The sequence below is a fragment of the Sporomusa sp. 246TCP1 genome (assembly GCF_057319775.1).
In genome coordinates this window covers 1,060,896-1,084,881 of record NZ_CM170492.1, presented here as the reverse complement: position 1 = coordinate 1,084,881, position 23,986 = coordinate 1,060,896, and the positions used below count along the sequence as shown (strand labels likewise).

Annotated in this window: 30 protein-coding genes and 1 riboswitch; of the genes, 7 read left to right on the top strand and 23 right to left on the bottom strand. The window is 41.9% G+C overall.

Annotation, left to right across the window (positions count from 1 at the left end; all coding sequences use genetic code 11):
• Nucleotides 1-18: 18 nt before the first annotated feature.
• Entirely contained in the window at nucleotides 19-561 is a 543-nt protein-coding gene (locus tag AC1ECB_RS05390) for a peptidoglycan recognition protein family protein (protein ID WP_485667773.1), read from the bottom strand.
• A 371-nt stretch (nucleotides 562-932) separates the two neighbouring features.
• Nucleotides 933-1,133, bottom strand: coding sequence for a hypothetical protein (locus AC1ECB_RS05385; RefSeq protein ID WP_021167555.1), 201 nt, complete (start codon nucleotides 1,131-1,133; stop codon nucleotides 933-935).
• 48 nt (nucleotides 1,134-1,181) lie between these two features.
• Nucleotides 1,182-1,268: riboswitch (cyclic di-GMP riboswitch) on the bottom strand.
• 253 nt (nucleotides 1,269-1,521) lie between these two features.
• Here AC1ECB_RS05385 and AC1ECB_RS05380 point away from each other — a divergent pair.
• Nucleotides 1,522-2,061, top strand: a complete 540-nt coding sequence (locus AC1ECB_RS05380; protein WP_485667772.1) for a hypothetical protein — start codon at nucleotides 1,522-1,524, stop codon at nucleotides 2,059-2,061.
• A gap of 295 nt (nucleotides 2,062-2,356) precedes the next feature.
• On the opposite strand, the gene AC1ECB_RS05375 is transcribed toward AC1ECB_RS05380, so the two are convergent.
• Nucleotides 2,357-2,566: a hypothetical protein gene (locus tag AC1ECB_RS05375; RefSeq protein WP_485667771.1), complete on the bottom strand. Its 210-nt coding sequence runs from the start codon at nucleotides 2,564-2,566 to the stop codon at nucleotides 2,357-2,359.
• A 314-nt stretch (nucleotides 2,567-2,880) separates the two neighbouring features.
• Nucleotides 2,881-3,084, bottom strand: a complete 204-nt coding sequence (locus AC1ECB_RS05370) for a hypothetical protein (protein WP_485667770.1) — start codon at nucleotides 3,082-3,084, stop codon at nucleotides 2,881-2,883.
• Nucleotides 3,085-3,366: 282 nt separating this feature from the next.
• On the opposite strand from AC1ECB_RS05370, the gene AC1ECB_RS05365 reads away from it, so the two are divergent.
• Nucleotides 3,367-3,804, top strand: a complete 438-nt coding sequence (locus tag AC1ECB_RS05365) for an immunoglobulin domain-containing protein (RefSeq protein WP_485667769.1) — start codon at nucleotides 3,367-3,369, stop codon at nucleotides 3,802-3,804.
• Nucleotides 3,805-3,930: 126 nt separating this feature from the next.
• On the opposite strand, the gene AC1ECB_RS05360 is transcribed toward AC1ECB_RS05365, so the two are convergent.
• Nucleotides 3,931-5,079 (bottom strand): amidohydrolase, encoded by a 1,149-nt coding sequence (locus AC1ECB_RS05360; protein ID WP_485667768.1) that lies wholly within the window; start codon nucleotides 5,077-5,079, stop codon nucleotides 3,931-3,933.
• 592 nt (nucleotides 5,080-5,671) lie between these two features.
• Between AC1ECB_RS05360 and AC1ECB_RS05355 the strand changes: the two genes are divergently transcribed.
• Nucleotides 5,672-5,830, top strand: coding sequence for a hypothetical protein (locus AC1ECB_RS05355; RefSeq protein WP_485667767.1), 159 nt, complete (start codon nucleotides 5,672-5,674; stop codon nucleotides 5,828-5,830).
• Between the two features lie 128 nt (nucleotides 5,831-5,958).
• Here AC1ECB_RS05355 and AC1ECB_RS05350 read toward each other — a convergent pair whose 3' ends face one another.
• Entirely contained in the window at nucleotides 5,959-8,337 is a 2,379-nt protein-coding gene (locus tag AC1ECB_RS05350; protein WP_485667766.1) for an ABC transporter substrate-binding protein, read from the bottom strand.
• 186 nt (nucleotides 8,338-8,523) lie between these two features.
• On the opposite strand from AC1ECB_RS05350, the gene AC1ECB_RS05345 reads away from it, so the two are divergent.
• Nucleotides 8,524-10,593 carry a TonB-dependent receptor gene (locus tag AC1ECB_RS05345; protein ID WP_485667765.1) on the top strand — a complete coding sequence of 690 codons (2,070 nt, stop codon included), beginning with the start codon at nucleotides 8,524-8,526 and terminating at the stop codon, nucleotides 10,591-10,593.
• 55 nt (nucleotides 10,594-10,648) lie between these two features.
• Here the strand turns inward: AC1ECB_RS05345 and AC1ECB_RS05340 are convergent, their stop codons facing one another.
• Complete coding sequence (locus AC1ECB_RS05340; RefSeq protein WP_485667764.1) at nucleotides 10,649-11,311, bottom strand: flagellar brake protein; 663 nt, start codon at nucleotides 11,309-11,311, stop codon at nucleotides 10,649-10,651.
• A gap of 385 nt (nucleotides 11,312-11,696) precedes the next feature.
• Here AC1ECB_RS05340 and AC1ECB_RS05335 point away from each other — a divergent pair, with 385 nt between their 5' ends.
• Complete coding sequence (locus AC1ECB_RS05335; protein WP_485667763.1) at nucleotides 11,697-11,846, top strand: zinc-ribbon domain-containing protein; 150 nt, start codon at nucleotides 11,697-11,699, stop codon at nucleotides 11,844-11,846.
• Nucleotides 11,847-11,927: 81 nt separating this feature from the next.
• On the opposite strand, the gene AC1ECB_RS05330 is transcribed toward AC1ECB_RS05335, so the two are convergent.
• A complete protein-coding gene (locus AC1ECB_RS05330) occupies nucleotides 11,928-12,053 on the bottom strand; it encodes a hypothetical protein (protein ID WP_485667762.1) in 126 nt (41 codons plus the stop codon).
• 14 nt (nucleotides 12,054-12,067) lie between these two features.
• Here AC1ECB_RS05330 and AC1ECB_RS05325 point away from each other — a divergent pair, with 14 nt between their 5' ends.
• A complete protein-coding gene (locus AC1ECB_RS05325; protein ID WP_485667761.1) occupies nucleotides 12,068-12,244 on the top strand; it encodes a hypothetical protein in 177 nt (58 codons plus the stop codon).
• 16 nt (nucleotides 12,245-12,260) lie between these two features.
• Here the strand turns inward: AC1ECB_RS05325 and AC1ECB_RS05320 are convergent, their stop codons facing one another.
• From AC1ECB_RS05320 to AC1ECB_RS05275, 10 genes are all read right to left on the bottom strand, one after another.
• Nucleotides 12,261-13,484 (bottom strand): multidrug effflux MFS transporter, encoded by a 1,224-nt coding sequence (locus AC1ECB_RS05320; RefSeq protein WP_485667760.1) that lies wholly within the window; start codon nucleotides 13,482-13,484, stop codon nucleotides 12,261-12,263.
• Nucleotides 13,485-13,546: 62 nt separating this feature from the next.
• Nucleotides 13,547-14,137, bottom strand: a complete 591-nt coding sequence (locus AC1ECB_RS05315; protein WP_485667759.1) for a TetR/AcrR family transcriptional regulator — start codon at nucleotides 14,135-14,137, stop codon at nucleotides 13,547-13,549.
• Nucleotides 14,138-14,202: 65 nt separating this feature from the next.
• Entirely contained in the window at nucleotides 14,203-15,276 is a 1,074-nt protein-coding gene (locus tag AC1ECB_RS05310; protein WP_485667758.1) for an FUSC family protein, read from the bottom strand.
• A gap of 32 nt (nucleotides 15,277-15,308) precedes the next feature.
• Nucleotides 15,309-15,665: a YraN family protein gene (locus AC1ECB_RS05305; protein ID WP_021167539.1), complete on the bottom strand. Its 357-nt coding sequence runs from the start codon at nucleotides 15,663-15,665 to the stop codon at nucleotides 15,309-15,311.
• A 17-nt stretch (nucleotides 15,666-15,682) separates the two neighbouring features.
• Complete coding sequence (locus AC1ECB_RS05300; RefSeq protein ID WP_485667757.1) at nucleotides 15,683-15,973, bottom strand: EscU/YscU/HrcU family type III secretion system export apparatus switch protein; 291 nt, start codon at nucleotides 15,971-15,973, stop codon at nucleotides 15,683-15,685.
• A 27-nt stretch (nucleotides 15,974-16,000) separates the two neighbouring features.
• A complete protein-coding gene (locus AC1ECB_RS05295) occupies nucleotides 16,001-16,795 on the bottom strand; it encodes a ribonuclease HII (protein WP_485667756.1) in 795 nt (264 codons plus the stop codon).
• Nucleotides 16,796-17,034: 239 nt separating this feature from the next.
• Nucleotides 17,035-17,874 (bottom strand): polysaccharide deacetylase family protein, encoded by an 840-nt coding sequence (locus AC1ECB_RS05290; protein WP_485667755.1) that lies wholly within the window; start codon nucleotides 17,872-17,874, stop codon nucleotides 17,035-17,037.
• Between the two features lie 56 nt (nucleotides 17,875-17,930).
• Nucleotides 17,931-18,527, bottom strand: a complete 597-nt coding sequence (locus AC1ECB_RS05285) for a L,D-transpeptidase family protein (protein WP_485667754.1) — start codon at nucleotides 18,525-18,527, stop codon at nucleotides 17,931-17,933.
• A 468-nt stretch (nucleotides 18,528-18,995) separates the two neighbouring features.
• On the bottom strand, nucleotides 18,996-19,355 hold the full coding sequence (locus AC1ECB_RS05280; RefSeq protein WP_485667753.1) for an MmcQ/YjbR family DNA-binding protein: 360 nt from the start codon (nucleotides 19,353-19,355) through the stop codon (nucleotides 18,996-18,998).
• 61 nt (nucleotides 19,356-19,416) lie between these two features.
• A complete protein-coding gene (locus AC1ECB_RS05275; RefSeq protein ID WP_485667752.1) occupies nucleotides 19,417-19,926 on the bottom strand; it encodes a TIGR00725 family protein in 510 nt (169 codons plus the stop codon).
• A gap of 157 nt (nucleotides 19,927-20,083) precedes the next feature.
• On the opposite strand from AC1ECB_RS05275, the gene AC1ECB_RS05270 reads away from it, so the two are divergent.
• Entirely contained in the window at nucleotides 20,084-20,578 is a 495-nt protein-coding gene (locus AC1ECB_RS05270) for a hypothetical protein (RefSeq protein WP_485667751.1), read from the top strand.
• 57 nt (nucleotides 20,579-20,635) lie between these two features.
• On the opposite strand, the gene ylqF is transcribed toward AC1ECB_RS05270, so the two are convergent.
• The 5 genes from ylqF to trmD form a co-directional block, all read right to left on the bottom strand.
• On the bottom strand, nucleotides 20,636-21,520 hold the full coding sequence (ylqF, locus tag AC1ECB_RS05265) for a ribosome biogenesis GTPase YlqF (protein WP_485667750.1): 885 nt from the start codon (nucleotides 21,518-21,520) through the stop codon (nucleotides 20,636-20,638).
• Between the two features lie 49 nt (nucleotides 21,521-21,569).
• On the bottom strand, nucleotides 21,570-22,091 hold the full coding sequence (lepB, locus tag AC1ECB_RS05260) for a signal peptidase I (protein WP_485667749.1): 522 nt from the start codon (nucleotides 22,089-22,091) through the stop codon (nucleotides 21,570-21,572).
• Nucleotides 22,092-22,191: 100 nt separating this feature from the next.
• Nucleotides 22,192-22,533 (bottom strand): 50S ribosomal protein L19, encoded by a 342-nt coding sequence (rplS, locus tag AC1ECB_RS05255; protein ID WP_094605484.1) that lies wholly within the window; start codon nucleotides 22,531-22,533, stop codon nucleotides 22,192-22,194.
• Between the two features lie 125 nt (nucleotides 22,534-22,658).
• A complete protein-coding gene (locus AC1ECB_RS05250; RefSeq protein ID WP_485667748.1) occupies nucleotides 22,659-23,237 on the bottom strand; it encodes an RNA methyltransferase in 579 nt (192 codons plus the stop codon).
• Between the two features lie 2 nt (nucleotides 23,238-23,239).
• The gene (gene trmD / locus AC1ECB_RS05245) at nucleotides 23,240-23,986 is read right to left on the bottom strand and encodes a tRNA (guanosine(37)-N1)-methyltransferase TrmD (RefSeq protein ID WP_485667747.1); all 747 of its coding nucleotides are present in this window, start codon (nucleotides 23,984-23,986) and stop codon (nucleotides 23,240-23,242) included.

The following is a 23,986-nucleotide window of genomic DNA, read 5'->3' as shown; positions in this document are numbered from 1 at the left end:
AATTAAACGGTGAAAGACTTAGCCTCCGTCGTTTTGCAGATAAAAACATGCTTTCCCCCGAATCAAATTACCACCTTCGTCTTTCTCTGTGCCGGGCAAAAACCATAAATCCCAACACTCACAAGTTGTAGCCGGACCATAATCGTCAAGATCAGCCGCTTCCGCATGTGTTATAACATGATCTATGTCGATGGTTAAATCTAATGCTTCACAAAGTACAGCCACAATCTGTGCCATTGCTTCAATTTGTGCCTTGGTTGGCGGCTCTGGCCCAAAATCACTAATATCTGCATTATAGCAGCATTCTAATACAATACCAATCGCCCCAGAATTTCGGTTCCACGTATGAGTTTTTAGTTTAGACAAATCATCAGTGCTGACATAAATACTGCCATCTTGGTCAACGTTGATATGGTAGTTATAAAAAAACTGACCATAATGACTGGCAGACCAATGCAGGTACAGGGTAATATCCCTATTTACCAAATGCGCCTTCATGCGTAAATCATCCTGGCTATTTATTGCAAGTTGCTTTAATTGTTCCAAGGTAACTTTTTTCATATAAAACGCCTCCTTGGTTATGTTATTGTCGCAGAAGTAATTTTGTGAATTAGTTATTTAACCCCTGCGGTGACAATACTTTCTCTGACAAAAAAAAAAAAAGCCACCCACCAGGCGAACCCGTCAGGCGCCAAAAATAAAAAAGCCCACCCGCCAAAACGACTGAGAATGGACTAAATTAACAAAACCGGATGTTATTCATATGCACGGTTATTTCCCCTACGGGATGACTGTTTTTAATGTACTTATGTAGTTAGCCGCTCTATCCTTAGGGATGGGTTAGGATGTACTAGTTCTCCTAAAAACAGCCCCCGGCATACGCCAGGGGGCTTATTTATGTTCAATACACTATTGCACACGTAATACATAATTTACAATTTTGCATTGCGGCATTTTAGAGCAAACTGAATATAACTCTCAAGACTCTCAATTATTTCTTGTTCTTCTTCTTGTGAGATGTTTTCCAACGTAGTCGTACCTATAGTATCTTTAACTATTTCATGGATTTGATAAAGGGGGTACCCTAATTTACTCAGTTGATTAATCAAATCTTTTATCAGTTTGTAACCCACTCCTAAACCTCCTCTTTTTTCCCGAATAAAAATAGCCAGATTGCATTTTATTGCAACCTGGCTGTCATAGACTATTAAATCCTTAGATCCATGGCTTTGCGTCTCTTCCTTTCAGAAGGTTTGCCAAATATTTATATTATATATTTTGTATTATATACCAACATATAATATATTACTAGTATGTAAAAATTATACTAATCAATTTAATGTCAACCATTTACCCTCGCGCAATCTGTTTGCGTTTCGCGATCTGTATAACACATCGTGTCCGAATAATCAATTATCTCGATTTATGGGATATTTTTGCAACCCCTACTTAAAACTAAAATTCAGGTATTAAAGATATGTAAGAAACAGATAATATGCATAAAACATAAGGAGCAATCACATGAGTAATCAAGTTATAGTATGGTCTATGTTAGTTCCGCCATGGCTAACACTTTTCTTTATGAAGCGACAGGAAATTAAAAGATGGATGCCTGCAGCCCTGTTTGTAATAGTAACAACTACGATAATTCATGAAGTAGGATTCACCTGGGGAATCTGGGAAACACATGAAAATACTTACCCTCTTGGTCATATGATAAGTTTTACTTATGGTGCATTACCGGTTGGAGCAATGTGGATTCTTAAATATACCTATGGACGGTTTTGGCTATATGCTGCTGTTCAGTTAGTTGGCAGCTTAACACTTGTCCTTTTAGTTCAGCCATGGCTTCATATACGAGGTATATTCGTGTATATCGATCAAAATAATGCATTGGCAGGTATTGGAGCATTCTCGACAACGCTAGGGCACTTATTGTTAGTTTACCTTTACCAAATGTGGCAAGATGAAGGACTAGTTCTCCCAAAACAAAAAAGTTCTTCTATAAGTCTGCAACCTGCAGCAGCAAAACCAGATCCAGATGATAAGCCCGATAAGTAAATGCACCTATCACAACTTCGTACCCTTTATATTCGAATAATACCCATTTCGGCAATACGGTTTTTCCAATCAATTCTAATAATATCTATCTGTCCAATATATTCCTCTGTCTATCAGCAATAACAAAATGCTTTTGCGTTTTTTACTCTCCTTCAAGAATCTGATTACAGAGTTATTCGAAGTTATCGTTAAGCTAGCAAATTGAATTGCAGTATAATTTTCCGGCAATGTGTGTCTCCTTCTGTTTTTGGTAAAAGAAAAGAGCCCGTGTTGAGGGCTCAATTGTATATATACATTATTTGCAATTCACAACTAACTGTTTACTTTTTCTAGCAAAAGAGATATAGCTACCTAAGTATTCAATTAGCTCTTGGTAATCTTGTTTATTTAGTTTTTCAATTGGTTGATCTCCAGTTGCGTCATGTATAAATGCGTTTACTTCTTCTTCTCTGTAACCCAAGTCAATTAATTGTGCTTTTAAAGAATATATTTCTTCAACTTTCAATTTTATCACCCTATATATAATTCTACAAAACATACCCATAACCCTTTGTTTCTAATCCGGTACTATTTGTATAAGAAAAACGTGGCCCTTCGTCTTACGTTGAGCCAATGGAATACAAGGTGAGGGGTTTTACCGCCGGCTTTTCTCCTACGGAACGCTTTCTCCGGCAAAGGCCGGGGGGGTTACGGGTTACGGCACGGGGCACGGGGGCGCCTGTGCCAGGTTTATTCTTGACACTCCTTGTTTTATAAGGCCTCCATAACTCTCAAAAACATATACTTTCCTATCTTATAAGAAAAGCGCCCCGAAGGATGCTATCGCTTAAAGTAACCCTTTAATATATAAAATGATTCATCTTGTAACCTAAAATCCTTGTTAAGAAGGCGATTCAAATCATTAGCTAAATCAAATTCACCTTTATATATTAATTCCTGGACCATGCTTCTTATTTTATCCCGGTCTTTTGTTCTAAGATCGTCAAGCATCTTATAGGCAAATTCCTGTGTAGATATCTTCATATAATCCCCCTCCTCCACCTGTCGTTAACAAATACTATGCTTGGCTTATATTATTTATGCCGTAGAAGAGGTAAAAGAAAAGAGCCCTTCTTATAGGACTCAAGCATAAATCAATATTTGTAATTGCTCTTTTTTACTTGCAAAATGCGTTATATCCATTCAAGTGATCAATCACTTCAACACAGTCTTGCTCAATTAACTGTTCAATCAACTTCTAGCACATTGTCCTGAATGGATAATTATGTTAAAATGGAGAAAAAGTTGTTTGGAGGGTTATACATTATGAGCCACATAATTAAATTCTGTTTAGCCTCACTAGTATGCATCTTCTTCTCAATAACCGCGTTGCCTTTGGCTCAAGCTGCATCTCAGGCTACAATACAAGTAAATGTTGAAATTAGCGACTCTAAATTTTGGGATTGCACTTTTATCAAAGAAGCTATCCCTAGCAAGCCATCAACTGTTAAGGTTGAATGGAGTTTTGGAAATAATGGTAATAACCCAAAGGATGCAACCATAATTTCAGCAGGAAAGACTAAAGGTCAAGTAGCTATTGTATCTGCAAGGGGGGAATTAGTAAACCTTAGTATTTGCGTAAAAAACGCAAAAAATGAGACTCTCGGTAAATGGGGTATGCAATTTACTAATAAGGGGCAAAATGAAAGCGTTACGATTTCACTTCCTGAAACAATAGAACCCTTGTTTAAGCGGGAGTCTTGACTCGCGTATTAAGATAAAGCAAAATCCGCCGTTACCCCACTGAGTACGGGATAGGCGGATTTTTATTATATTCCCCCTTAATTAAATTTCTACTATCTCGCTATTGGAACTCTCATCAGCCGTGCACTAGCTCCTGAAAAAATCGATTTGTCCGTCAACCATAACAATCTCCGGGTGAGCAGAAACAATCAATGGGTCTTCACTCCATACAACCAAATCGGCATCCATTCCTGGTGCCAGACTGCCAACACGGTCATCAATGCCTAAAATCTTGGCGGCATCGCAGGTGATCATTTTTAATGCCTGATGAGCCGGTAGGCCGTACCGGGTAGACAAACCGGCATATAGTGACAGAAAACAGCTGGGTGTTACCGGATGATCGCTCATCATGGCAAATGATACACCATGCCGATATAACAGTACTGGCGATTCCATGGTCTTATCTTTTAACTCCACTTTTGACCTGGTGGATAATGTTGGTCCTAAGATTACAGGAATTCTTTCGACTGACAACAGTTCTGCGATAAGATAAGCTTCCGTACCATGCTCGATAATGATATCAACATCAAATTCCTGGGCGATCCGTACTGCAGTAATAATGTCATCGGCCCGATGAGCATGTGCCCGAAGCGGCATCTCCTTACGCAGCACTTTGGCGATTGCCTCCATTCCCATATCATATTTGCAATTTTTTTCTTTCTGACTCGCCAGATACTGACGGGCCTTCCAGAAAACTTCCCTGATTAAAGCGGCGGTTGCCATGCGTGAGACCGGCATTTTTTTTCGATCTGCCCCGTAAACACGCTTGGGATTTTCCCCAAAGGCAATTTTTAACCCCGCATACCGCTTCAGCAGCATCTGTTCTACGGTGGGTCTGGGCACCGTTTTAAGAAGAACGCATTGTCCACCAATAGGATTGGCACTGCCAGGAGCCACCATAACGGTCGTTATGCCCCCCTGGTAAGCTTCCAGGAGGCCAAGATCTGCGGGGTTAATTGCGTCAAGAACATGCATGCCGGGGGTAACCGGTTCACTGCGTTCATTGACATCAGAACCGGCCCAGCCCATACCTTCGCTTTCGATGCCTAAATGGGTATGAGCGTCAATGATTCCCGGGGTTATGATCTTACCGGTTACATCGATGATCCGGCATCCGGTCGGGATGTCAATATTTTTGCCAACTGCCCATATTTTACTGTTATGAACCAGCACTGTGCCGTGATCCAGACTTTTACTGCACATTGTCAGGATTTTACCGCCTGTTAATGCAATCATGTTCATCCCTCCTAGTAGATATGATAACTCATATCTATATATATTCAGGCAAAAACTTAGAACTATTATGTTGCAGCAGGATGCATGCGGGTGCTTTTTCCCCTTTTCTTCATCTAAAAAACGAACTAAAATCTCATCCTAACACTTTCCTACCTCAATGTTACTTTTCTCTGTTACCAATGTACGGATCTTCCAGACTAATCTTAAACGCATTGACCAAATTTCTCCTAATTACAGAAAAACCATAATTTCTAAAGAACAGGAAAAAAGGCAAGAGACCTCCCTTCAATCTGGAAGATCTCTTGCCTTTTACCTACTGTTTTGGCCGTGCTTTTATGTCTTTCATTTGCGGAAAAACTTTCCCAGCGTCTTTATTGCTAAGATGATCGGTTTCCTTCCCTCCGTAGGGTCCCTGATGCCGTTGCTCAAGACCACTTGGACCGTGAGCTGACTTCGAATTATCGTCGTAAATATTACCCATTTTAAAAACACCTCCTAAGATAGTATTTAAATATACACCACAAATATCCCGTAATTAATTACCAGTTATCTTGTTTCTTCATATGGGCAAAATATTGCTGGAGGTGATTCTATGAGAAACGAAAGCCGTAGCAAAAATAACAAACTGTGCCATAATGAGAGGAACCCACAGAATCTTGAGTTTGGCTATGAGTTATCAAACGTAGAAGAATGCCGCAATGAAAATAAAGCGGTGGTGGCTAGGGCTATAAACGGTAAAGTTTTTAAATAGATCAATCTCCAGGGACGGCTTTTTATGGCTGTCTCTTCCTATTCAATGTTTTTCCTATCGAACGAAAAACCCGCGATATTCGCGGGTTTTATCGTTTATCCTATCTATTACTGCCAACTACCAACACCTTATCGGGCCATCTCTACTACCCCTTTTTTCGCATAGTCAAGACTGTACAGCCCGGTATTCAGCCAGCGATACTTTCCTTTATTCGCATCCAGACGGTAAATCCGGTAATAGCCAATGTTCCTGTCGCCGTTTTCATCCATGGCAACCAGTCCACTAACCCCCCGGAAAACCGAGTTTTGGATAAATCGATTAACCGTGTCCCTGTCAGCCAAAATTCCCTTATCAAGATAGGCGCAGCCAATCATCCACAAGGCATCAAAAGCGCTAAGCGAACTTTCTTGCAACGGATGAGCGATTGTATTCGAAACCCGATAATTCATTACCCGATACAAAGGGTCAAAATAATTGCCATAGGCGCTATAGGCGAGCGCAGTAAATTGCACCCGCGCAGCTGTCTCGGCCGCTTGCCGGTCATTAGCCAGCGCACTAGTTAATGCGGTGCTGTCTGTGCCGTACCAGCGTACCCCGTTTAAATGGCTTCCCGTTGGAAGCCGCAGCAGCTTCGCAGCTTCATCATAAGCAACCAGCAGCACCGCCGTGTGGTCTGTGCCTGTTTTCTCAACCAATTGCTCGGCCTGCTTCAAAATCCCGTCAAAATTCCGGACATCTTTCTTGTAGCTCAACGGAATGACCTTGCCGTCATATGCCGTACTGAAAGCTTCCGTCAAATTCTTTCCATAGATATCGTCGCGATACAATACAATCACCTGGGTAACCGCATCCTGTTTCATTAAAGCCGCCAGTGCCTTGCCCTGGTACTTGTCATTCATAATCAGTCGATAAATATGATCGTTTTGACATAATGACGTGGCCGTTGCCGTGGGTGAGATGCAGGAGGCTTCAGTTGCATTCACCAGGGGCGCCACTGCGGTAAGTTCGGCACTGCTTATAGGACCAATAAAATTCCTGACCCCCTCAGCCAGTAGTTTTTTTGCTGCTGTCGCTGCGGTTTGCGGGTCGCTTGCGGTATCCTCGATCTGCAGTGTAACCGTTAATCCGGAGCCGTTTGCCGCCGCATACTGGTTAAAGGCGGTCGCCGCTTCCTGCAGGACAGTCTGGACTTGGCGGCCAAATTCACCTGTAGAGCCCCGCAGAGACAGCAATGCCCCGATCCGGATTTCGCCGCTTTCTTTCTTTATTTTAGGTTCCAGTGTTTGTATAATCGGCGGACTGATTACCGGTTTTACATAATGTCCCCGGCAACGCCACACATAGCTCCCTTCGCCTTCTGCGTAAAGCTGATAGCGCAAAAAGCGGGCGCTGTTAGTATCCCCATTTTCATCCATAACATTAATCAAGCCAAAGGAATTACGGTATTGTCCAGCGGTAGCCATCAATTCTGTCTTCAGACTCTCTATGTCCGCCTGCGGACTTCTGCGACAGGTCTCGGCAAGCAGCCAAAGACTGTCCCAGGCGGGAAGGGCATATGGAGATACCTCAGCCGCCCCGTTCAGAGTGTAATTGATATATGGCATTACATCCAGGGCAATCCCCTGGTAGCCGGTAGCTATGCCTTCCATTTGTACCCCGGCGGCAAATGCGGCCACTTTTTTGTCGGCAAGTAACTCCTTACTGGTGGCAATATCCGCACACGCAAACCATTTCATGAACGCCAGCGGATTATTGGGTTCTATGTGGCGAATTATTTCGGCTGCATCCTGCGCAGATCCAATCAACATAATTGCGGTTTGGCTGCGGTCTTCCTTAGCTGTCAGACTGGTGAGTTTTTCCACAGTTGCCGCAAAGTTGCCTGACGCTGCAGGGAGAGCAATACTCCCGGCCACGGTATTGCCACAATTTACCGCCGCCTTCTGCAATTGCTCACAAAAACCCCGGCCAAATGCATCATCCCGGTAAACGACAATAAACCGGGAAAATCTTTCTGTTGTCATAATTTTCATGAGACCTTCTGCCTGCTTCCAGTCATTGGGAATTACCCGAAAAAAATTATCTTTTTTCGCCAACTCTGTCGCAGTGGCCGACGGACTTAATAGCAGCATGGAATGTCCTAAGGCAAAGTCATTGACTGCATTTGCCTCCTCACTGCTCATTGGACCAATGACCAGTTGTATCCCCTGACCGGCAAGCAAATCCATCTGGCGTAATGCTTCCTGCGGATTTCCCGCTGTATTGCGGATATCCAATTCGAACTTCAAACCGGAATCAGCCAGATAATGATTGACTTGATCCAGCCCGGTTGTGAGCGCTTTCTGGGCACTGGTGCCGTGCTCGCTCCACTCACCGCTCAGTGGCAGCAAAGCGCCGATTCTGATAGTCTGTTTTTCTTTGGCGCTGCATACCGGCAGGCCAAACGCTGTCATAGCCACCGAAAAACACAGAAATATTGTCAGCAGCCAACTCAATTTTACCCTAGTCATTCCACAGCCTCCTCAACTATTTATATTTACCTATAAATTCTTCATATTGCAAGATTATCCTTTCACAATTATGGATTATCATGTATTTAATTCTTTATTTTTGGAGGGAAATACTCCGCAAACCACGAATACTGTTACAAATCTTCGAACTATATCGAAAAAGTTGTTGCAGAAAGTGGTGAATCTATGCCTTCTCATACCAAAAAGCATACCTGGCACAAGTTGCTCTTAAGACTGACTGCCTGCTGTGCACTGACCTTCCCGATAACACAGGCCATGGCGACTGAAGTAAAGTCAGTTCCGGAATATGCGCTCGAAACCATTTATGTAATGGGTACAAAAACAGCTGAAGACCTTGAAACCATCCAAAAAACGACCGTGGACGTCAAGAAAAAAATTGATGCCGGACAAATTAACAATGTTACCGACCTTTTGCGTGACCTTGTCGGTTTTACCGTACTATTCAACCCGAATTCCGGTACCCAGATCACGCTGCGCGGCGTAGGCGGCGAACGGTTTCTGGTATCGGTTAACGGTAATGTTCTGCAAAATCAAGGCGGGTTAATGCTGGGCCGCGGGTTCGCCTGGGATTCCATTCCAGTTGCCACTATCCAAAAAATAGAGATTATTCGCGGTGCCAGTTCAGCAGCCTACGCCGGTACCTGGGGCGGTGTTATAAATTTGGTAACTATCCAAACACCCGGGGAAACCGGGACCGAAAGCAAAGTTAGTTATGGCAGCTTTAATACCCGGAAACTGACCCTTACCCATCAGGGCACTACGCCTGACGGCAAGGTTTCCTGGGTCGTCGGCAGCAGCAAAAATACGTCTGACGGTTTTTACCGCAACAACTGGAGTGACGATAAAAATGCCAACCTTGACCTAAATTACAAAATCAATAAGCAGGATACCCTGTCTTTTACTTTAACACATGACATTCGCAAAGAAGGAATTATCACCGGCAATAACGCAAAATCACCCAACGGGTATAATCCCGATTATCCGGTTGTTAACGATCCGCCGAAATTATTTGAGACGACAGGTCTTGCCTGGATTGACGGCAGCTACCGCTTCTGGCGGACAAACAATTATGCCCTCAACTACAAAACCGCTGCAAGCAAAATAAACCTGTACGAAAATACGCAATTCCGGACCGAATGGGTGCGCACGGCTGCCGACCCTGCCTTGAAACAAAACTGGGAATCGGATTTGAGTAACCGCGGCTTTGACTGGCAGCAGTCGGTGACGGCTGGCAACCATCATCTGGCGTATGGGTTACAATACCAAACAATGAAGTATGACCTAACCTCTTCCCAATCGGTTTTGGATCACAAATTCAGCGGCCTCTTTGTTCAGGACAACTGGAACATAACGCCGGACTGGACCATTGGACTAGGCGCACGATACGACTTCTATAAATTTACCATGAATGTATTCGACACAACAGTGGCAGCAAAACCCTATAGCAATAATACAAATTATTTCAGCCCCAAACTCAGCATTACCCACGCCCTCAGCAGCCGGGATACTGTCTATGCCAGTGCCAGCGCCGTTTTTCGCCCCCCGACACCGGCCGATTATTTCCGGTGGAGCTATAATTATTCTAATTGGAGTACGGGCAGCAGCCCCAGATTACTGTCGGCAGCCCTGGGTTTTACCTCCCAGTCAGAGTGGCAGCAGGCTTTTGGATACCTTGAGCCAGAACAGGGAAAATCGTTTGAACTTGGCTGGCGCAAACAGGCTAGCGACCATTTTTCCTGGCGCTTTACTAGTTTCTATAATGACATTGATAACTACATCAATATTCTGATCTCCCGGTATACCACCAAAGGCTACTATCCGACATATAATATTGACAATGCCAAAATTAAAGGGTTGGAATTCTCTGCCGATTATATTTTTGACCCTAACTTCAGTATAGCTGCTACCTTTTCCCGTCAAAAAGGCACCAAGAGTGGTGACCGCCTGGATGCCTCCCCCAAACTGAAGAACCTGCCTGAGAACACCATTACCTGTGGTCTGCATTATCAAAAAGACGGATTTTTTGTTGCCCTTGATAGCCATTACACCGGACAGCAGTATGCGGGACCGCTCCGCCTGGCAGGTTATTCCACGACCGATTTATCTTTCCGGGTAGAGCGCGGACAATCAGCCATCAGTCTGGCCTTATGCAATCTTTTTGACAAGGAATACCAGGAAGCCGGATACACCATGCCGGGAAGAACCTACAATGTATCCTGGCAGCAAAAGTTCTGACTGTCAGCAAAGGCTGCAAGGTAAACTAGTTAGGGCCTACCCTCACAAGTGAAATTCATGTAAACAGACTTCGTTCTTTTTGCCGCCGTTCAATTTCTTTATCAAAAATATATTTTGCAATTTTATTGGTCATTTTAGCGTCTAGTTCGCAAAACTTAATTGATGCAAAATGTTTCTGGGATGCTGTTTTGGGGTATTTAATACGAACAAATTCCCCTTTCACTTTCAATGTTGATTGTTCCCACAAGGATAACGTAACCATAACCTTTGAATCTGCAGGTGGTGCTACTGGCATAGCAACCTGCAATCCACCAGCACTAAAATCTTTTGTGAATGTTTTTATTACTTTTCTTTGACAATGTTCATCTAGAAATTCCAGTAGAACCTCTAAGCAAATCTTTAGTCTTACATATTCACGCATTTGAGTCCGTTGAATATCAACTGGCAGAGAAATCTCCCACAAAGAAATTACATCCCACCTATACCCAAGCAAAATAGCTTTTAAAAAATAGGCACATTCCTCAGCCGTAATTCTCGCTTCGATTATATCACCAATGTGGGATTGCATTTTCTTGTCTTCTCGAAATGGAGACAAGATAAACATAGACTTTTCGCCAATCGAATCAATGAAGCTCGAATAAATAATTTCTTCTTGTGTTTCCAAATCATTGTATCTAATATCTATTTTTTCTAATGCACTCAAAATGCTGATGTCCATAGATCCCCCATAAATCTTATCAACTCATAAAAAATCACTAATCTGTCTGCGTCACAATTAATATTAATACAGTTCACTCCCTGGGCCTACTTCCTAGTAATTTATGGGTATTTCTTTATATTGAACCGTTTGTCCTGCTGCATTCTTACATTTCTTAACAAATCTCTGCATCTTTTCAAGACAAACTAATCTATCCCCTGTAAGATATAGGGAATTCAAAAGAGTTTAATAAAACGCCATTCCTATACTGCAGAGTGGCGTTTTTACGTTTAACACGGCCCCTTTTTTATCTTCCTTAAAAAAGTTCAAATGTTATTTTTTTGTGGTAAAATTAGGATATATATTAAAGAAGATAATTCTATTTCTGAAATCAAAAGGAGTTCCTATGATTAAATGTCTATATTGCGGATATGAATGCCCCGATACTGCTAATATATGCCCCAACTGCGGTAAACCAATAATTAAAACAGCCAGCGGTAATCAACCTACTTTCAATGATATTAAAGAAGCTCATCTCCGAAAAAAACAGGCATAAAACAAAAAGAAACAAATTCAAAGAAACAAGTTATTATTGCTGCTTGTGTACTTTTAATATCAGCTTTACTAATCTACAAATTTATGTAGGAAATGCCGTAATAGTTGGTGGCACCAATGATACAGCTGTTTTAACGGCGATAAACTTGGCGGCCAGTGTACGCCGCCGATGGGTTTGGGTGGCGAAAAAGTAAAAACATTTTTGCATAGAGGTGATATCCCGTGCCGCTTACACGAAAGGAGAAACAAAGAATCTACGAGGAAGAACTCGAACGAATAAAAGCCCGGGAACGCATCCAAGCTGCACGTACTCGGCAGCCGAAATCTTCGGGTTTTATGAATTGGGTTATTGTCTTAGGTTTTTTGCTTATGCTTTATATTGTATTGGGTGGTAAGTAATACTTATCCCTATATCCTAGGACTTTTTTTGCACCAGACCCAGACAATTCTCATTACGATGTGCCGGAGCGATCATCTGATAAAAGAACAGCAGTGCACCTGCCTCACCGAGCAGCATGATGATTGCCATCGGCATTGCATTGCTGCTCCCGGCGCTACCTACGAGCGGAGCCATAATTCCGCCCGAGATCATCGAAAAAAAACCGATGAGTGCTGAAGCACTGCCTGCATTCTTGCCATGTGCCCGCATCGCAAGCGAAAAGCTCGTCGCACCCATAACGGATATCGTTGGAATCGTAAAAAGCAGCGCGATGAGCACGATACCCAGCGGAGCCTTCCACCAGAAACAGCCCAGGAGAAGAATACTGCCCATAAATGCCTGCACGAGCGATCGCCGTAGCATCGTTGCGTCCGATACACGTCCCGCCAGGCGTCCACTCAACACACCGCCTATCATGATGGCCACACCAATCCCCCCGAAAATCCCGCTATAGACCTGCGCTGAGACACCATAAATATTCTGAAACACAAAGGATGACCCCGAAATATAAGCAAAGAACGCTCCAAACGAAAAGCACTGCATGAGGCAATGACCAAGAAAATACCGATCACTCAGCAGTCTGCCAAAACTCATGAAGCTCGACTTGATACCTGCGATACGCTTTTCCGCGGGCAGCGTTTCCGTAAAGATAAAAGATGCGACAGTAAGCACCAAACCGATGCATCCGAGAAAGGCAAAGATTCCCCGCCATGAGGCCACAAGCAGAATCTGTCCGCCGACAACCGGCGCGAGGACCGGTGCCAATCCGTTTACGAGCATAAGCATCGAGAAAAATTTTGTGAGTTCCGGGCCCTCGCAGACATCACGTGCAATCGCACGTGCGATGACAATGCCGACTGCACCGGCAAGCCCTTGAATAAAGCGAAATGCAAGGAATACCCAAATGGACGTCGCAAATACGCAGATAAGCGTCGAAAGCGCGAAAACAAAAAGACCAACGTAGAGCGGTCTGCGGCGGCCTTTCATGTCGCTGACCGGGCCAGCGACAATCTGCCCGATGGCCATACCCGCCATCGTCGCTGTAAGCGTGAGCTGGACCATCGATGTAGCAACGCCAAATTCATCCGTCATAAGCGGTAGCGCGGGTAAATACATATCCATCGAAAGCGGTGCAAGCGCTGCAAGTAACCCTAAAAGAATTGTGAGCCAGACCTGACTCTTTTTATTTTGTACTGTCATAAAATTATCCTCCTAAATCAAAATGTTAGTTAGCAATAACTAACACAGAATCGCTAAAAATATTACGGCTGTATTCCACGCGCAAAACACTTTGCGCCAAAAATGATTTCTTTTTTTTTGCTGATAGCACTGATCGGACCATATACATCCAACATTTTGTTACAGAACAAACCAAAGTTAAAACTCATGAAATGAATTGCAAGTTTCTCATTATCCGCCTTGAGAATCTTGCCCTGCGCGTACATCTCGTCAAAATACCACACGAGAAACTCCTTGAGCAAGCTCGGATCCCTTTTTACATCGATATTGCAAGCAAGCAAATTCTTACTTTCCTTGAAGCGGATAAGGATAGCCTTTTCATTGCGTAAATTAAAATAATATTGCATCTCCGCCAAGAGCAACAGATCATGCTCCAATTCCCAGATCAACTGCTCACGAAGACCGTTTTCTATAGGATACTCAAAGGAATACTGCTTCATGATCGCTACAAGGATCGCCTTTTTCGAGCCGAAATGGCGAAATACCGACATCTCGCTCACACCGGCGGAAGCTGCAATATCCTTCGTCGTCGTCTCCTTAAATCCTTTATCCACAATAAGCTCCGTCGCCGCCTGCAAGATTTTCTCCCGGGTTGATAGATTTTCTGTCTGCATATAGCCCCCTATTAGTTAGTACTAACTAACATTGTAATATTTCAGGAAGATTTGTCAAATAAATATCACCTATTTTCAACGCTTTCCTGGAGTAATGTCTTGGCTTGCCGCGTAGCCCACTTGATTTCATTTGCCGTTACAGCCACTTCAAGTAACCCATGCAAATAATAGCTGCCTGAAAGTCTGGGTTGCCATTGCTCAATTGCCTTAGTTAAGCTTTCCCAATACTCTTCACTGATTTCCTCCGGGTTTGCGGTACCGCCATCAAGAATAACAGATCTAATTTTTCCATTGACACGAATAACTATTGTGCAACCGCTTTCTAATAGTTGTAAAATCGCTCTAAATTCCTCACTGATAGGTGGAGTACCAGATTTAATTCTTCGATCCAATCGTGTAGGCAAAAGATCAAAGATCCGGTCACCTTTCTTAGTAATTGATTCATTGTACTCAAGTAGTTTTTTAGCTAATAAAACCCACTCTCTGTGTTCAGATGATTCAGCGACCACTTGGCGCTCTCTACTAAGCAAATCCAACAGTATTCGTGCTTCCTTATTTAGTTTGTTAACCCGCTTACATTGTTCTGTATCTATATGAAGCTCACCGCTGTCAAGGCCAACATAATCCTGTACCGCCCGGCAAAAATAAAGAACTGCCGCCTCGTTGCTTTCTCTCAGTTTCTCTTTAAGTAGTTTGCTATACTTTGGCGGCCATAACAATACGTTGATAAGCATAGCCGAACCAAGACCGACAAAAATTACTCCTGATCTGGCAAGGGCATGAAATAAAAACTCTTCTGTGCTAGAACTTAAAACAAAAAGAGCAGCAACTATACCCATGGTTATGCCGCTATGTAGTTTAAACTTTATATATATTGGTATAAGTAAAACTACTATTAAGCCTGCTGATAACGGATTAACCCCAAGAAAATAGCCAAAAAAGAAACCTGCCGTAACCCCCAGTAGATGGACCAAAATTTGATCCCGCGCGGCCCTCAAGGTCAAAAATATTGATGGTTGTATATTTATCACGGCAGAAACAGCACCAAAAAAAGCTGGTTCCAAACCAAGATATTTGCAGATAAACATTGTAATTGCAACAGCTATACCTGTTTTAATAACGCGTGCACCAATTTTCATTTTTCAACTCAACTCCTACCACTATTATCCGTTCAGCTGCCAAACGCATTTATTATGTGATTACATTGAATTGATTCTTTTGTTAGATACACTTCCAAAATATCAAACCTGCAGGCACAATCGGTGATTTTACGCTGATTTAAAAAACATAATGCAGTATTTATTATTTTCTGCTGTTTTCTAAAGTTAACGGCTTCTGCCGGAAACCCATAAATCGTCGAACGTCTAGTCTTTACTTCCACAAACACTAGGCAGTCTTTATCTTTCGCAATGATATCTATTTCGCCAGTTTTAGCACGATATTTGGTAGCAATAATTGCATATCCCAGTTTACTTAGATAACTGGCAGCAGACTGTTCGCCTTTGTCACCTGTCGCGATATGATTCATTATCTCCTCCAATAACTTTAGAACTGCCGATTGCCTAAACGCTGGTCTAAACGATAAATATACGCTAATACTTCAGCCACCGCTTGGTATAATTCCGGCGGTATTTCTCTGTCTAGTTCAACAGCCATCAGCATGCCTGTTAATGTTTTATTCTGATATATAGGTACCCCATGCTCCATAGCCGAATGTATTATTTTCCCAGCAACAACACCTGCCCCTTTTGCTACAACTTTAGGCGCAATACCGTCCTGTTCATTATATTTAAGTGCAACTGCTTTAGGTAGTTTGTCACGCTTAGTATCTGGCATAGTCTCATCTCCTTAGTAGTACAACAATTACTCTGCACAGCCAGTTGCAATCGCAACAGCTTTAACCGGGGCAAAGCTCTGCCGATGGTATGGACAAGGTCCGTATTTAGCAAGCGCTTCCATATGTTCTTGAGTACCATATCCTTTATGACGGCTAAATCCATACTTTGGATACCGGCAGTCAAGCTCATTCATGATTTGGTCCCGTTCTACTTTCGCGATAATGGATGCCGCCGCAATAGAAGCACTAACCTGATCGCCACTGATAATGGATTTCGATGGTATAAGCAATTCAGGTAATGGTACCGCATCAATTAATACAGCCTGAGGTACTGGTAACAAACCAGCAATCGCACTATACATTCCCCTTATTGTAGCTTGATAAATATTAATATCATCAATTATTTCAGGGCTCACTGCACACCGATTTACTGCAATCGCGGTATTTTTTATTTCTTCATACAATTTTTCACGTTGAGACGATGTTAATTTTTTGGAATCATTTAGCCCTGGCAAGTAACAATCTGGCGGTAAAATTACAGCAGCAACCATTACAGGGCCAGCCAATGGTCCCCTGCCGGCTTCATCGACTCCGGCCACCAGACTGTAACCGTCATTATTTAGCTGCCGTTCATATTCATATAGAGCTGCAATCCGTTCACGCTCGCGCTGAGCCTGCCGAAGATGAGTCTCCCATCTATCAATAAGACGCTTTACCGAAATACGGGCATCCATTTTAAGTCTGTTTATTGTTTCTAATGAAATTTCCTGCTCTGATAATAACGCAGTAATTTGCGCGACTGTCATCTGTGCCGTGTCCAAAAGTAAAATACCTCCAATTTCAGATGTTTTAGTTATTCTGCGGTGAAGACTGCAAATCCTGCCCCACCTCTCACGGCAATCAAAAAAATAGCCCAGCTAAGTCGCTGGGTTGGAGAAGTGTTCATAATAGGTATGGTATAGTTAGAATTATATATCCCTATTTTTAGAATTTCCTTAGAAATGTTTGGAAAATGAAAATAGCCGTTCAAGCTACAGTCCGTATACCAACAGTTAATTATTTAAGGAATATAAATCAACCCAGCAAGAAAAGTATTACCTTGGTTGAGTAAAAAAATCTTAAACTCCTGCAAAGCATTAAATACTGGTGTAAACTTTAGGCGCAGCCAAAAATGAAAAAATGTATGCGTCCCGCCCCCGAAAATAGGAATTCGATTTAAGGTATACATTGTAGAATTCATCCTATTCCGTCCAAAATTCACAGTAAAAGCGGCTCGATACCCAGCTTCTTTTGCTAACTGAATAATTCGTTGGTCGTATTTTCCTCCCGGATAGGCTAAGTATTCAACTTTTTTCCCAAGCCTCCATTCCAATGCCTTCTTAGAATTAACCAATTGGGCATAAACCTCTTCATCTGAAGCCTTGGGCAATATAATATGACTTAACGTGTGACTTTCAAAATTAATACCGTTATCACTCATTTCCCTTATTTGCTGCCACGTTAAATATCTGCTATATTTCCCCGCGAAATCAGTAATTAAAAATATCGTCGCTTTAAAATGATATTTTTGCAGAATTGGATAGGCTACTTGATAATTATCCTCATAGCCGTCATCAAAAGTAATCAAAATCGGTTTATTGGGAAGCTCTTTTCCATATTGCAAATAGTCCGCTAGCTGTTCTGGTGAAATAGCGGTATACCCCTCTTGATATAAATACTTGATTTGTGCTTCAAACTCGGTATCACTAAGCGTTAATACGTTATGGTTTTCGTTATTGATTTGATGGTAATTTAGAACTGGTATACCTTGAAAATAAGTTAAGGCGATATAACTCAGTCCCAGGATAAAGAATAAAATTAACGTTACTACTTGGTTCATTTTCTTTGAAAATAAGTGCAAAAAAAAAGCATCTCCTTATGTGTTTTTAACTAAGTGTCCAACAAGTCTGCCCTAGGTCATAGGAAGTTCTCCATTTTTCCCTGACTTATTATTATCACGGGATTTTTTAAAGGATCCAGCCATTCCAGCAATTCAGCCAGGTCTTTCTCGCTCATCGCAACACAGCCTAATGTAGGACTATCATAACTCCGCCAAATATGTGCGAATATAGCACTTCCCTTGCCTGCTGCTCTTGCTTCAGTATTATATTCAATCACAAAGCCTATTTTATATAAATTATCATCTCGCTTCATCTTCTCGCATGATCCCAAAAATGGACGTTGCCGTACCAATCGATTATAGTTTGCAGAAGCCGGATCATCAACCCAATAATCATTTTGAGTCAGATGAATATATGGCAGTTTTGTAATAAATGTGTCATAGCCAAATGCGCGTTTAATGTCATAAACGCCACCCGGTGTATACCCATCCCCTTCTTTCTTTTCCCCAGATGAAAGTATCCCATTTCTTCCCAGCGATGCTTTTATTGTTGAAGATATTTGTTTCCATTCTCCTTTTTGTTTCTCCCAGGAAGTTACTATTCCTTGCATTTTTTCATTTTCTCCCGGTTGAACCAGTATTACTTGGCAAACTCTCTCGTCTATTACTACCATAGCAAACGTCACCGTTACGCAAAAACTTATAAAACTTTATAAAAAGTTTATGTTTGCTTCCTCGTTCAACGCATCCGACCTCGGCAAACCTACTATCGTTTGATGTGATGCTCCGGAGGCTTAAATTCCCGTGTAAACTCACAGTACACCTTAATACTGTCGTTTAGAAGGCTAATATTAAGTTACGTTTCTCTCCTTCCCTGTTATTCATCAAATTAATGTTTTTATTATGTCTCTGCGTCCAGTGGACAATGATCCTCGGAATAACCCTGTTCCCAGTCTTATTACTTCTTTTACTACTTTCGTATAGATGGGAATTAATAATCCCCTCCACCTGAACCGATCTTAATCAAATTCTTACCCAACTTTTCCAATTTATAACTTCTTTTAAATATATAAAATTCCTGCCAAATTCAGCTGAAATTGCAAAAATTATTATCTGAATAATCAAGTGATTAATGGTTAAAATTACCACTTAGCTTGGTATCTTGCCCTCATTCTTCGCGGAAGTGATTTATATACCAGATCATAGGAATGGTCGATTAACTCTCTTATTTCTCTTTCTGGAATACTACCGTCGATTATTAACGTATTCCAGTGGCGTTTATTCAAGTGGTAACCAGGAGTTATGCTTGGATATTGTTCTCTCAAAATCTCCGAATAGCCAGGATCACATTTTAATGAAAGATTGTCCTGTCCATTTTTACGTGATAGTAGTGCAAATATTTTGGCTGCTACTTTAATAACAATGACATCGGGACCGAAAGGATAATCCTCTACGGCACCTGGCTTTGTTAGGCAATATGCAAATAGGTCTTTAGAATCCATAATATTCCTTTCTATAGTCACATGGTTACTTAACGCCCCTGTGAGGCTTGACACCTTGCTCTCAAATCCGACTCAGCGCAATATCAAGTGCCTCTGCAGCAGTATTTGCGTAGTCCAGTTTAACCCACTTTCGCTCATCCAGATAGGAACCCTCGTAGGCCATCCCCCGTACTCTTGAAGCCCACCCACCAGAAGCTTCGACAATTACGACAGGCTTACGGTTTAAATAGGCTGCAGATAACTCGCCTAGAGTACCATTGCCTCCGGCTATCATGATTATTACATCAGAAGAATGCACTAAGATTAGACTTCTGTAATCGAAACTCAGTCCCGTCGAAATAGGGATATCTATAAACTCATTCGCAACTTCCACATTATCGCCAGGAAGAATACCTACGACCAGCCCATTTGCTTGTTTCGCTCCCCGTGATACTGCACCCATTACCCCACTTGTCCCGCCAGTAATAAGAATTGCACCGCGCAACGCAATTTCCTTACCTATTTCTTCAGCTAATACACATGTTTCTGCTGGTATTTCGCCTGACTGTCCAATTACCCCGATCCGTATCAAAATCAACCCCGCCCTTTCAACTTATTGTTTAGTATATTATTCCACGATATTACAGCTGAGCCCTGCAAAATCAAGCAGTATCTGCCATATTCCTACCTTGCCGCCAGGAAGGATTCTACATTAAAACAAAGAATTGTTTTAAGAGGAGGAATGTGTAATGAAAAAATTTTTACTTATGATTATTTTTGCCATGGTAACCAACGTATGTTTTGCCGAAGATGTATACACTGTTACAGAAAATGGTTATACTAAGTATCTTCACACCGAATCATTAAAAGTGAAAGTTATTTCTAAGACTGAGCAAGAATCATTTTTCGAAATGACATATACTTTAATCTGCATACCAGATAAAGATTCTTTAGCCAACTTAAGAAGTCAAACCTTTGATAATAAAATTAACTTTGAAAAACAAACTTTCACTTTTAAATGCTCTTTTGGTAAAAATAGTAATCAATGGAACCAAGACGGATCTGTTTGGCTAATTAGTGATCAACTTTGGGGCGATTCCCCGGAAAAATGTTTGTATGAATCACACGGCAACATGCCAGGTGGAGCCTATTATGGAAACACTCCTGAAGCAGTCTTTAATAGAAATATTATTATCGCCGCTTACAATTATGTTATTGCCCATAATTTAATTGTATATTATTGAATCTAAGAAAAGACTTGGCACAAGCCAAGCCTTTTCTCTTATTACAAGAATACTATTTCATTTATTAGAACATTTCTCTGTTTCAGGATTTTCTACAGGAATATCCAGTGTGAATTTCCCCAGCTTTCCTGAACGAAAATCAGTAAGAATCATTCTTCTCGCCTTCTCACAGTCTACTGTACCGCCGCTCCGCAAACAGCCCCGTTTGGCAGCGATTAAAGCAAGCAGCTCATTTGTATCTTCAGTTAACTGCTCTGGAGTAAGTTTATAACGTTCACATAAGCGGTCACGGTAACGCGCATTAAGTATTTCGAGTAAATTCAGGATAACTTTCTCCATATCATAGATATCATCTTTAATTGCACCCGTTACAGCTAATTTAACAGCAACTTCCTGATCATCCATCCTCGGCCATAGTACACCCGGAGTGTCCAGTAATTCAAGATTTTTACCAATTTTTAGCCATTGCTGCCCGCGTGTCACACCGGGTTTATCCCCTGTTTTCGCTGTTGCCGTACCTAACAGACGATTGATAAGTGAAGATTTGCCTACGTTGGGAATACCTAAAATCATAGCTCGTACAGCGCGTCCTTTTATCCCTTTGGCAGCTAATTTAGCAATTTTTTCACTGGCCTCTTGTTCAACTTTATTTGCCAGTTCTTTGGTTCCTTTACCACTGGCGGAATCAAGCGTTACTGTTGTAAATCCCAAATGGCGGAAATAGCTAACCCACTCGACTGTCCGTACTGGCTCTGCAAGGTCGGCTTTATTTAGTGCCACTACTTTAGGTTTGCCCTCTACAAGTTCAGCAATAATAGGATTTGCACTACTTAAAGGAATACGGGCATCTAATAGTTCTATTACAACATCAATCAGCTTCAGCTGCTCGCGAATCATACGTTGTGCTTTGGTCATATGACCGGGAAACCAGTGAATGTGCATTGTATCACACTCCTTACTTGAAAAAACAAATACTATCTCTAGTGTATAGCTACGGCAATGTTTTTATGTGGTCAAGAGGCCAAAAAATAGTAACTGCTTTTCCCTTTATGAGTTCTAGCGGTACAAAACCGACATCTTTAAAACGGCTGTCTTCGGAATTGTTGCGGTTATCGCCCATTACATAAATATGCCCTTGTGGAACAGTTGCCGCAGGATAAGAACCCTTAATCCGTTCTAATATGTAAGGCTCATTTAAAAGCTGCCCATTAAGAAATACTCTGCCGTCTTTTATCTCGACAGTATCCCCAGCTACTGCTATTACCCGTTTAATAAAATCGCGGCTGGGATCACGAGGATAGCGAAATACCAGTACTTCGCCTCTTTCGGGTGTTTTAATACGATAAATAAACTTATTGACAACAAGACGTTCGCCATCTACCAACGTTGGTCGCATCGACGGTCCTTCGACCATATATAGTTCAACAATAAAATACCGGATAAAAAACGCCAGCAATATGGCTATGATAATAGATATTACCCAGTCTTTTATTTCCTCACTAGTATTACTCACAGCCTTCCTCCTTCGAATAGAGATGGTGCCCCTGTGGCGATATAAATTCTGTTAGGAGAATTAAGAAAAGGGACTGAAATCAGTCCCTAAACACATTGAATTAGCGTTTTTCTTTGATACGTGCTGCTTTACCAGTAAGATTACGCAGATAGTATAACTTCGCTCTGCGAACAATACCGCGACGCATTACTTCAATTTTTTCAATACGGGGAGAATGTACTGGGAAAGTACGCTCTACACCAACATTATAGGAAACGCGTCTTACAATAAAAGTTTCTCGTACACCGCAGCCTTGACGGTTAATGACCACGCCTTCAAAAACCTGAATACGTTCACGAGTGCCCTCAACAACTTTTACATGTACGCGCACGGTGTCACCTGGCTTAAAGGACGGGATGTCCTGACGCAATTGTTCTTGTTCCAAAATTTCAATAATATTCATTTGATTTTCCTCCTTATATCAGACGTTCGTACTATATGCAGAGGATATATGCAGAGGACCGTCCGTATTTCACAAAACGTATTATATCACATATTAACCAGCAACTCAAACTAAAAAACTGTGATTTACGTGTTTTTCCACCAGTATTCACCTAACAGGCGGTCAAGAATGATCGCGACAGCGGCACGAACAGGCAAGTGATTATAATTTCCTGGCCCATAAATAGGTTCTAATATATAATCAAATTGCTTCATTACTGAATTCTCTATGCCCCAACCAGTACCAAACAAGAGTAAGAATGGTCTATCGGTATCACTAAGTTGCTGGCGAAGTTTAGCATAGGAAACAGTATTGTCATAGTTACGGGCATCGGTAGTAACTATTATGGGCGGCATTCCTTCCTTTGCTGCAATATAATCAACTGCCGCCGCAATATCTGGAATAACTTCCAGTATGCTTAGCGCTTCTTTACGATCAGGATTATACTGTCCCCCATACCCTTCTTGCCAATAACTAATAATTTCTTCAGCTAGAGCCTTTTGTGCCTCAAGGGGATGAATAATAAAATATTTTAGCACGTTATAAGTTCGAGCCGTTCGGGCAATATCATGAATATCAAAATTAGTAATAGCAGTCGTAATTATCTCATTATTTTTATTATATATCGGATAATGTACTAAACCTAAATATACAGGCATTGCCATATTCAGCCTCCCGCCTGTTCAGACTTTATTTCCTGCAAAAGTTTATCATCAAGAGGATTTAGCTCAACGTTATTCATTAAATCCGGTCGACGTTCCATAGTTGCCCGCAGCGATTCTTTACGTCGCCATTTTTCAATTTTAGCATGATCTCCGGAAAGCAGTATTTCCGGTACTTCCCAACCGTTAAATTCACGCGGGCGTGTATAGTGCGGATATTCCAGCAAGCCATTATAAAAAGAATCGTGCTGCGCACTATCGTCAGCGCCAAGAACACCTGGGATCATGCGAGCCACGGCATCAGTAATTACCATAGCAGGTAGTTCGCCACCTGTTAGTACATAATCGCCAATGGAAATTGCTTCATCAACCACATGTTCACGAATCCTGGCATCAATACCTTCATAGTGACCGCAAAGAAATATCAGTTGTTCATACCCGGCAAGTTCCCGGGCTTTCGCCTGGTCAAATGACTGTCCTCCTGGGCACATAAGAATTATCCGCCTGCGTAAAGCGTTATTAGCACTTACTACACTTTCCACTGCACGGAATATTGGCTCAGGCTTCATAACCATACCTGCTCCACCGCCAAAGGGGGCATCATCTACAATACGATGTTTGTCATAAGTAAAATCCCGGGGATTTGTTACATGAATAGCGATAAGCCCATTGTCCTGCGCTCGTTTTAGAATGCTATGACCTAGCGGACCTGTAAACATTTCGGGAAATAGTGAAATAATGTCAATACGCAT

Excerpts from the sequence above, each read along its gene's own strand:
- AC1ECB_RS05280 (WP_485667753.1), bottom strand. The coding sequence starts at position 19,355 with ATGGATTCTAAAGACCTATTTGCATATTGCCTAACAAAGCCAGGTGCC.
- AC1ECB_RS05285 (WP_485667754.1), bottom strand. The coding sequence starts at position 18,527 with ATGGTAGTAATAGACGAGAGAGTTTGCCAAGTAATACTGGTTCAACCG.
- AC1ECB_RS05360 (WP_485667768.1), bottom strand. The coding sequence starts at position 5,079 with ATGATTGCATTAACAGGCGGTAAAATCCTGACAATGTGCAGTAAAAGT.
- AC1ECB_RS05335 (WP_485667763.1), top strand. The coding sequence starts at position 11,697 with ATGATTAAATGTCTATATTGCGGATATGAATGCCCCGATACTGCTAAT.
- AC1ECB_RS05250 (WP_485667748.1), bottom strand. The coding sequence starts at position 23,237 with ATGGCAATGCCTGTATATTTAGGTTTAGTACATTATCCGATATATAAT.
- AC1ECB_RS05380 (WP_485667772.1), top strand. The coding sequence starts at position 1,522 with ATGAGTAATCAAGTTATAGTATGGTCTATGTTAGTTCCGCCATGGCTA.
- AC1ECB_RS05390 (WP_485667773.1), bottom strand. The coding sequence starts at position 561 with ATGAAAAAAGTTACCTTGGAACAATTAAAGCAACTTGCAATAAATAGC.
- AC1ECB_RS05315 (WP_485667759.1), bottom strand. The coding sequence starts at position 14,137 with ATGCAGACAGAAAATCTATCAACCCGGGAGAAAATCTTGCAGGCGGCG.
- AC1ECB_RS05300 (WP_485667757.1), bottom strand. The coding sequence starts at position 15,973 with ATGCCAGATACTAAGCGTGACAAACTACCTAAAGCAGTTGCACTTAAA.
- AC1ECB_RS05365 (WP_485667769.1), top strand. The coding sequence starts at position 3,367 with ATGAGCCACATAATTAAATTCTGTTTAGCCTCACTAGTATGCATCTTC.
- rplS (WP_094605484.1), bottom strand. The coding sequence starts at position 22,533 with ATGAATATTATTGAAATTTTGGAACAAGAACAATTGCGTCAGGACATC.
- AC1ECB_RS05345 (WP_485667765.1), top strand. The coding sequence starts at position 8,524 with ATGCCTTCTCATACCAAAAAGCATACCTGGCACAAGTTGCTCTTAAGA.
- AC1ECB_RS05340 (WP_485667764.1), bottom strand. The coding sequence starts at position 11,311 with ATGGACATCAGCATTTTGAGTGCATTAGAAAAAATAGATATTAGATAC.
- ylqF (WP_485667750.1), bottom strand. The coding sequence starts at position 21,520 with ATGCACATTCACTGGTTTCCCGGTCATATGACCAAAGCACAACGTATG.
- AC1ECB_RS05305 (WP_021167539.1), bottom strand. The coding sequence starts at position 15,665 with ATGAATCATATCGCGACAGGTGACAAAGGCGAACAGTCTGCTGCCAGT.
- AC1ECB_RS05330 (WP_485667762.1), bottom strand. The coding sequence starts at position 12,053 with ATGCAAAAATGTTTTTACTTTTTCGCCACCCAAACCCATCGGCGGCGT.
- AC1ECB_RS05355 (WP_485667767.1), top strand. The coding sequence starts at position 5,672 with ATGAGAAACGAAAGCCGTAGCAAAAATAACAAACTGTGCCATAATGAG.
- trmD (WP_485667747.1), bottom strand. The coding sequence starts at position 23,986 with ATGCGTATTGACATTATTTCACTATTTCCCGAAATGTTTACAGGTCCG.
- AC1ECB_RS05320 (WP_485667760.1), bottom strand. The coding sequence starts at position 13,484 with ATGACAGTACAAAATAAAAAGAGTCAGGTCTGGCTCACAATTCTTTTA.
- AC1ECB_RS05370 (WP_485667770.1), bottom strand. The coding sequence starts at position 3,084 with ATGAAGATATCTACACAGGAATTTGCCTATAAGATGCTTGACGATCTT.
- AC1ECB_RS05310 (WP_485667758.1), bottom strand. The coding sequence starts at position 15,276 with ATGAAAATTGGTGCACGCGTTATTAAAACAGGTATAGCTGTTGCAATT.
- AC1ECB_RS05350 (WP_485667766.1), bottom strand. The coding sequence starts at position 8,337 with ATGACTAGGGTAAAATTGAGTTGGCTGCTGACAATATTTCTGTGTTTT.
- AC1ECB_RS05270 (WP_485667751.1), top strand. The coding sequence starts at position 20,084 with ATGAAAAAATTTTTACTTATGATTATTTTTGCCATGGTAACCAACGTA.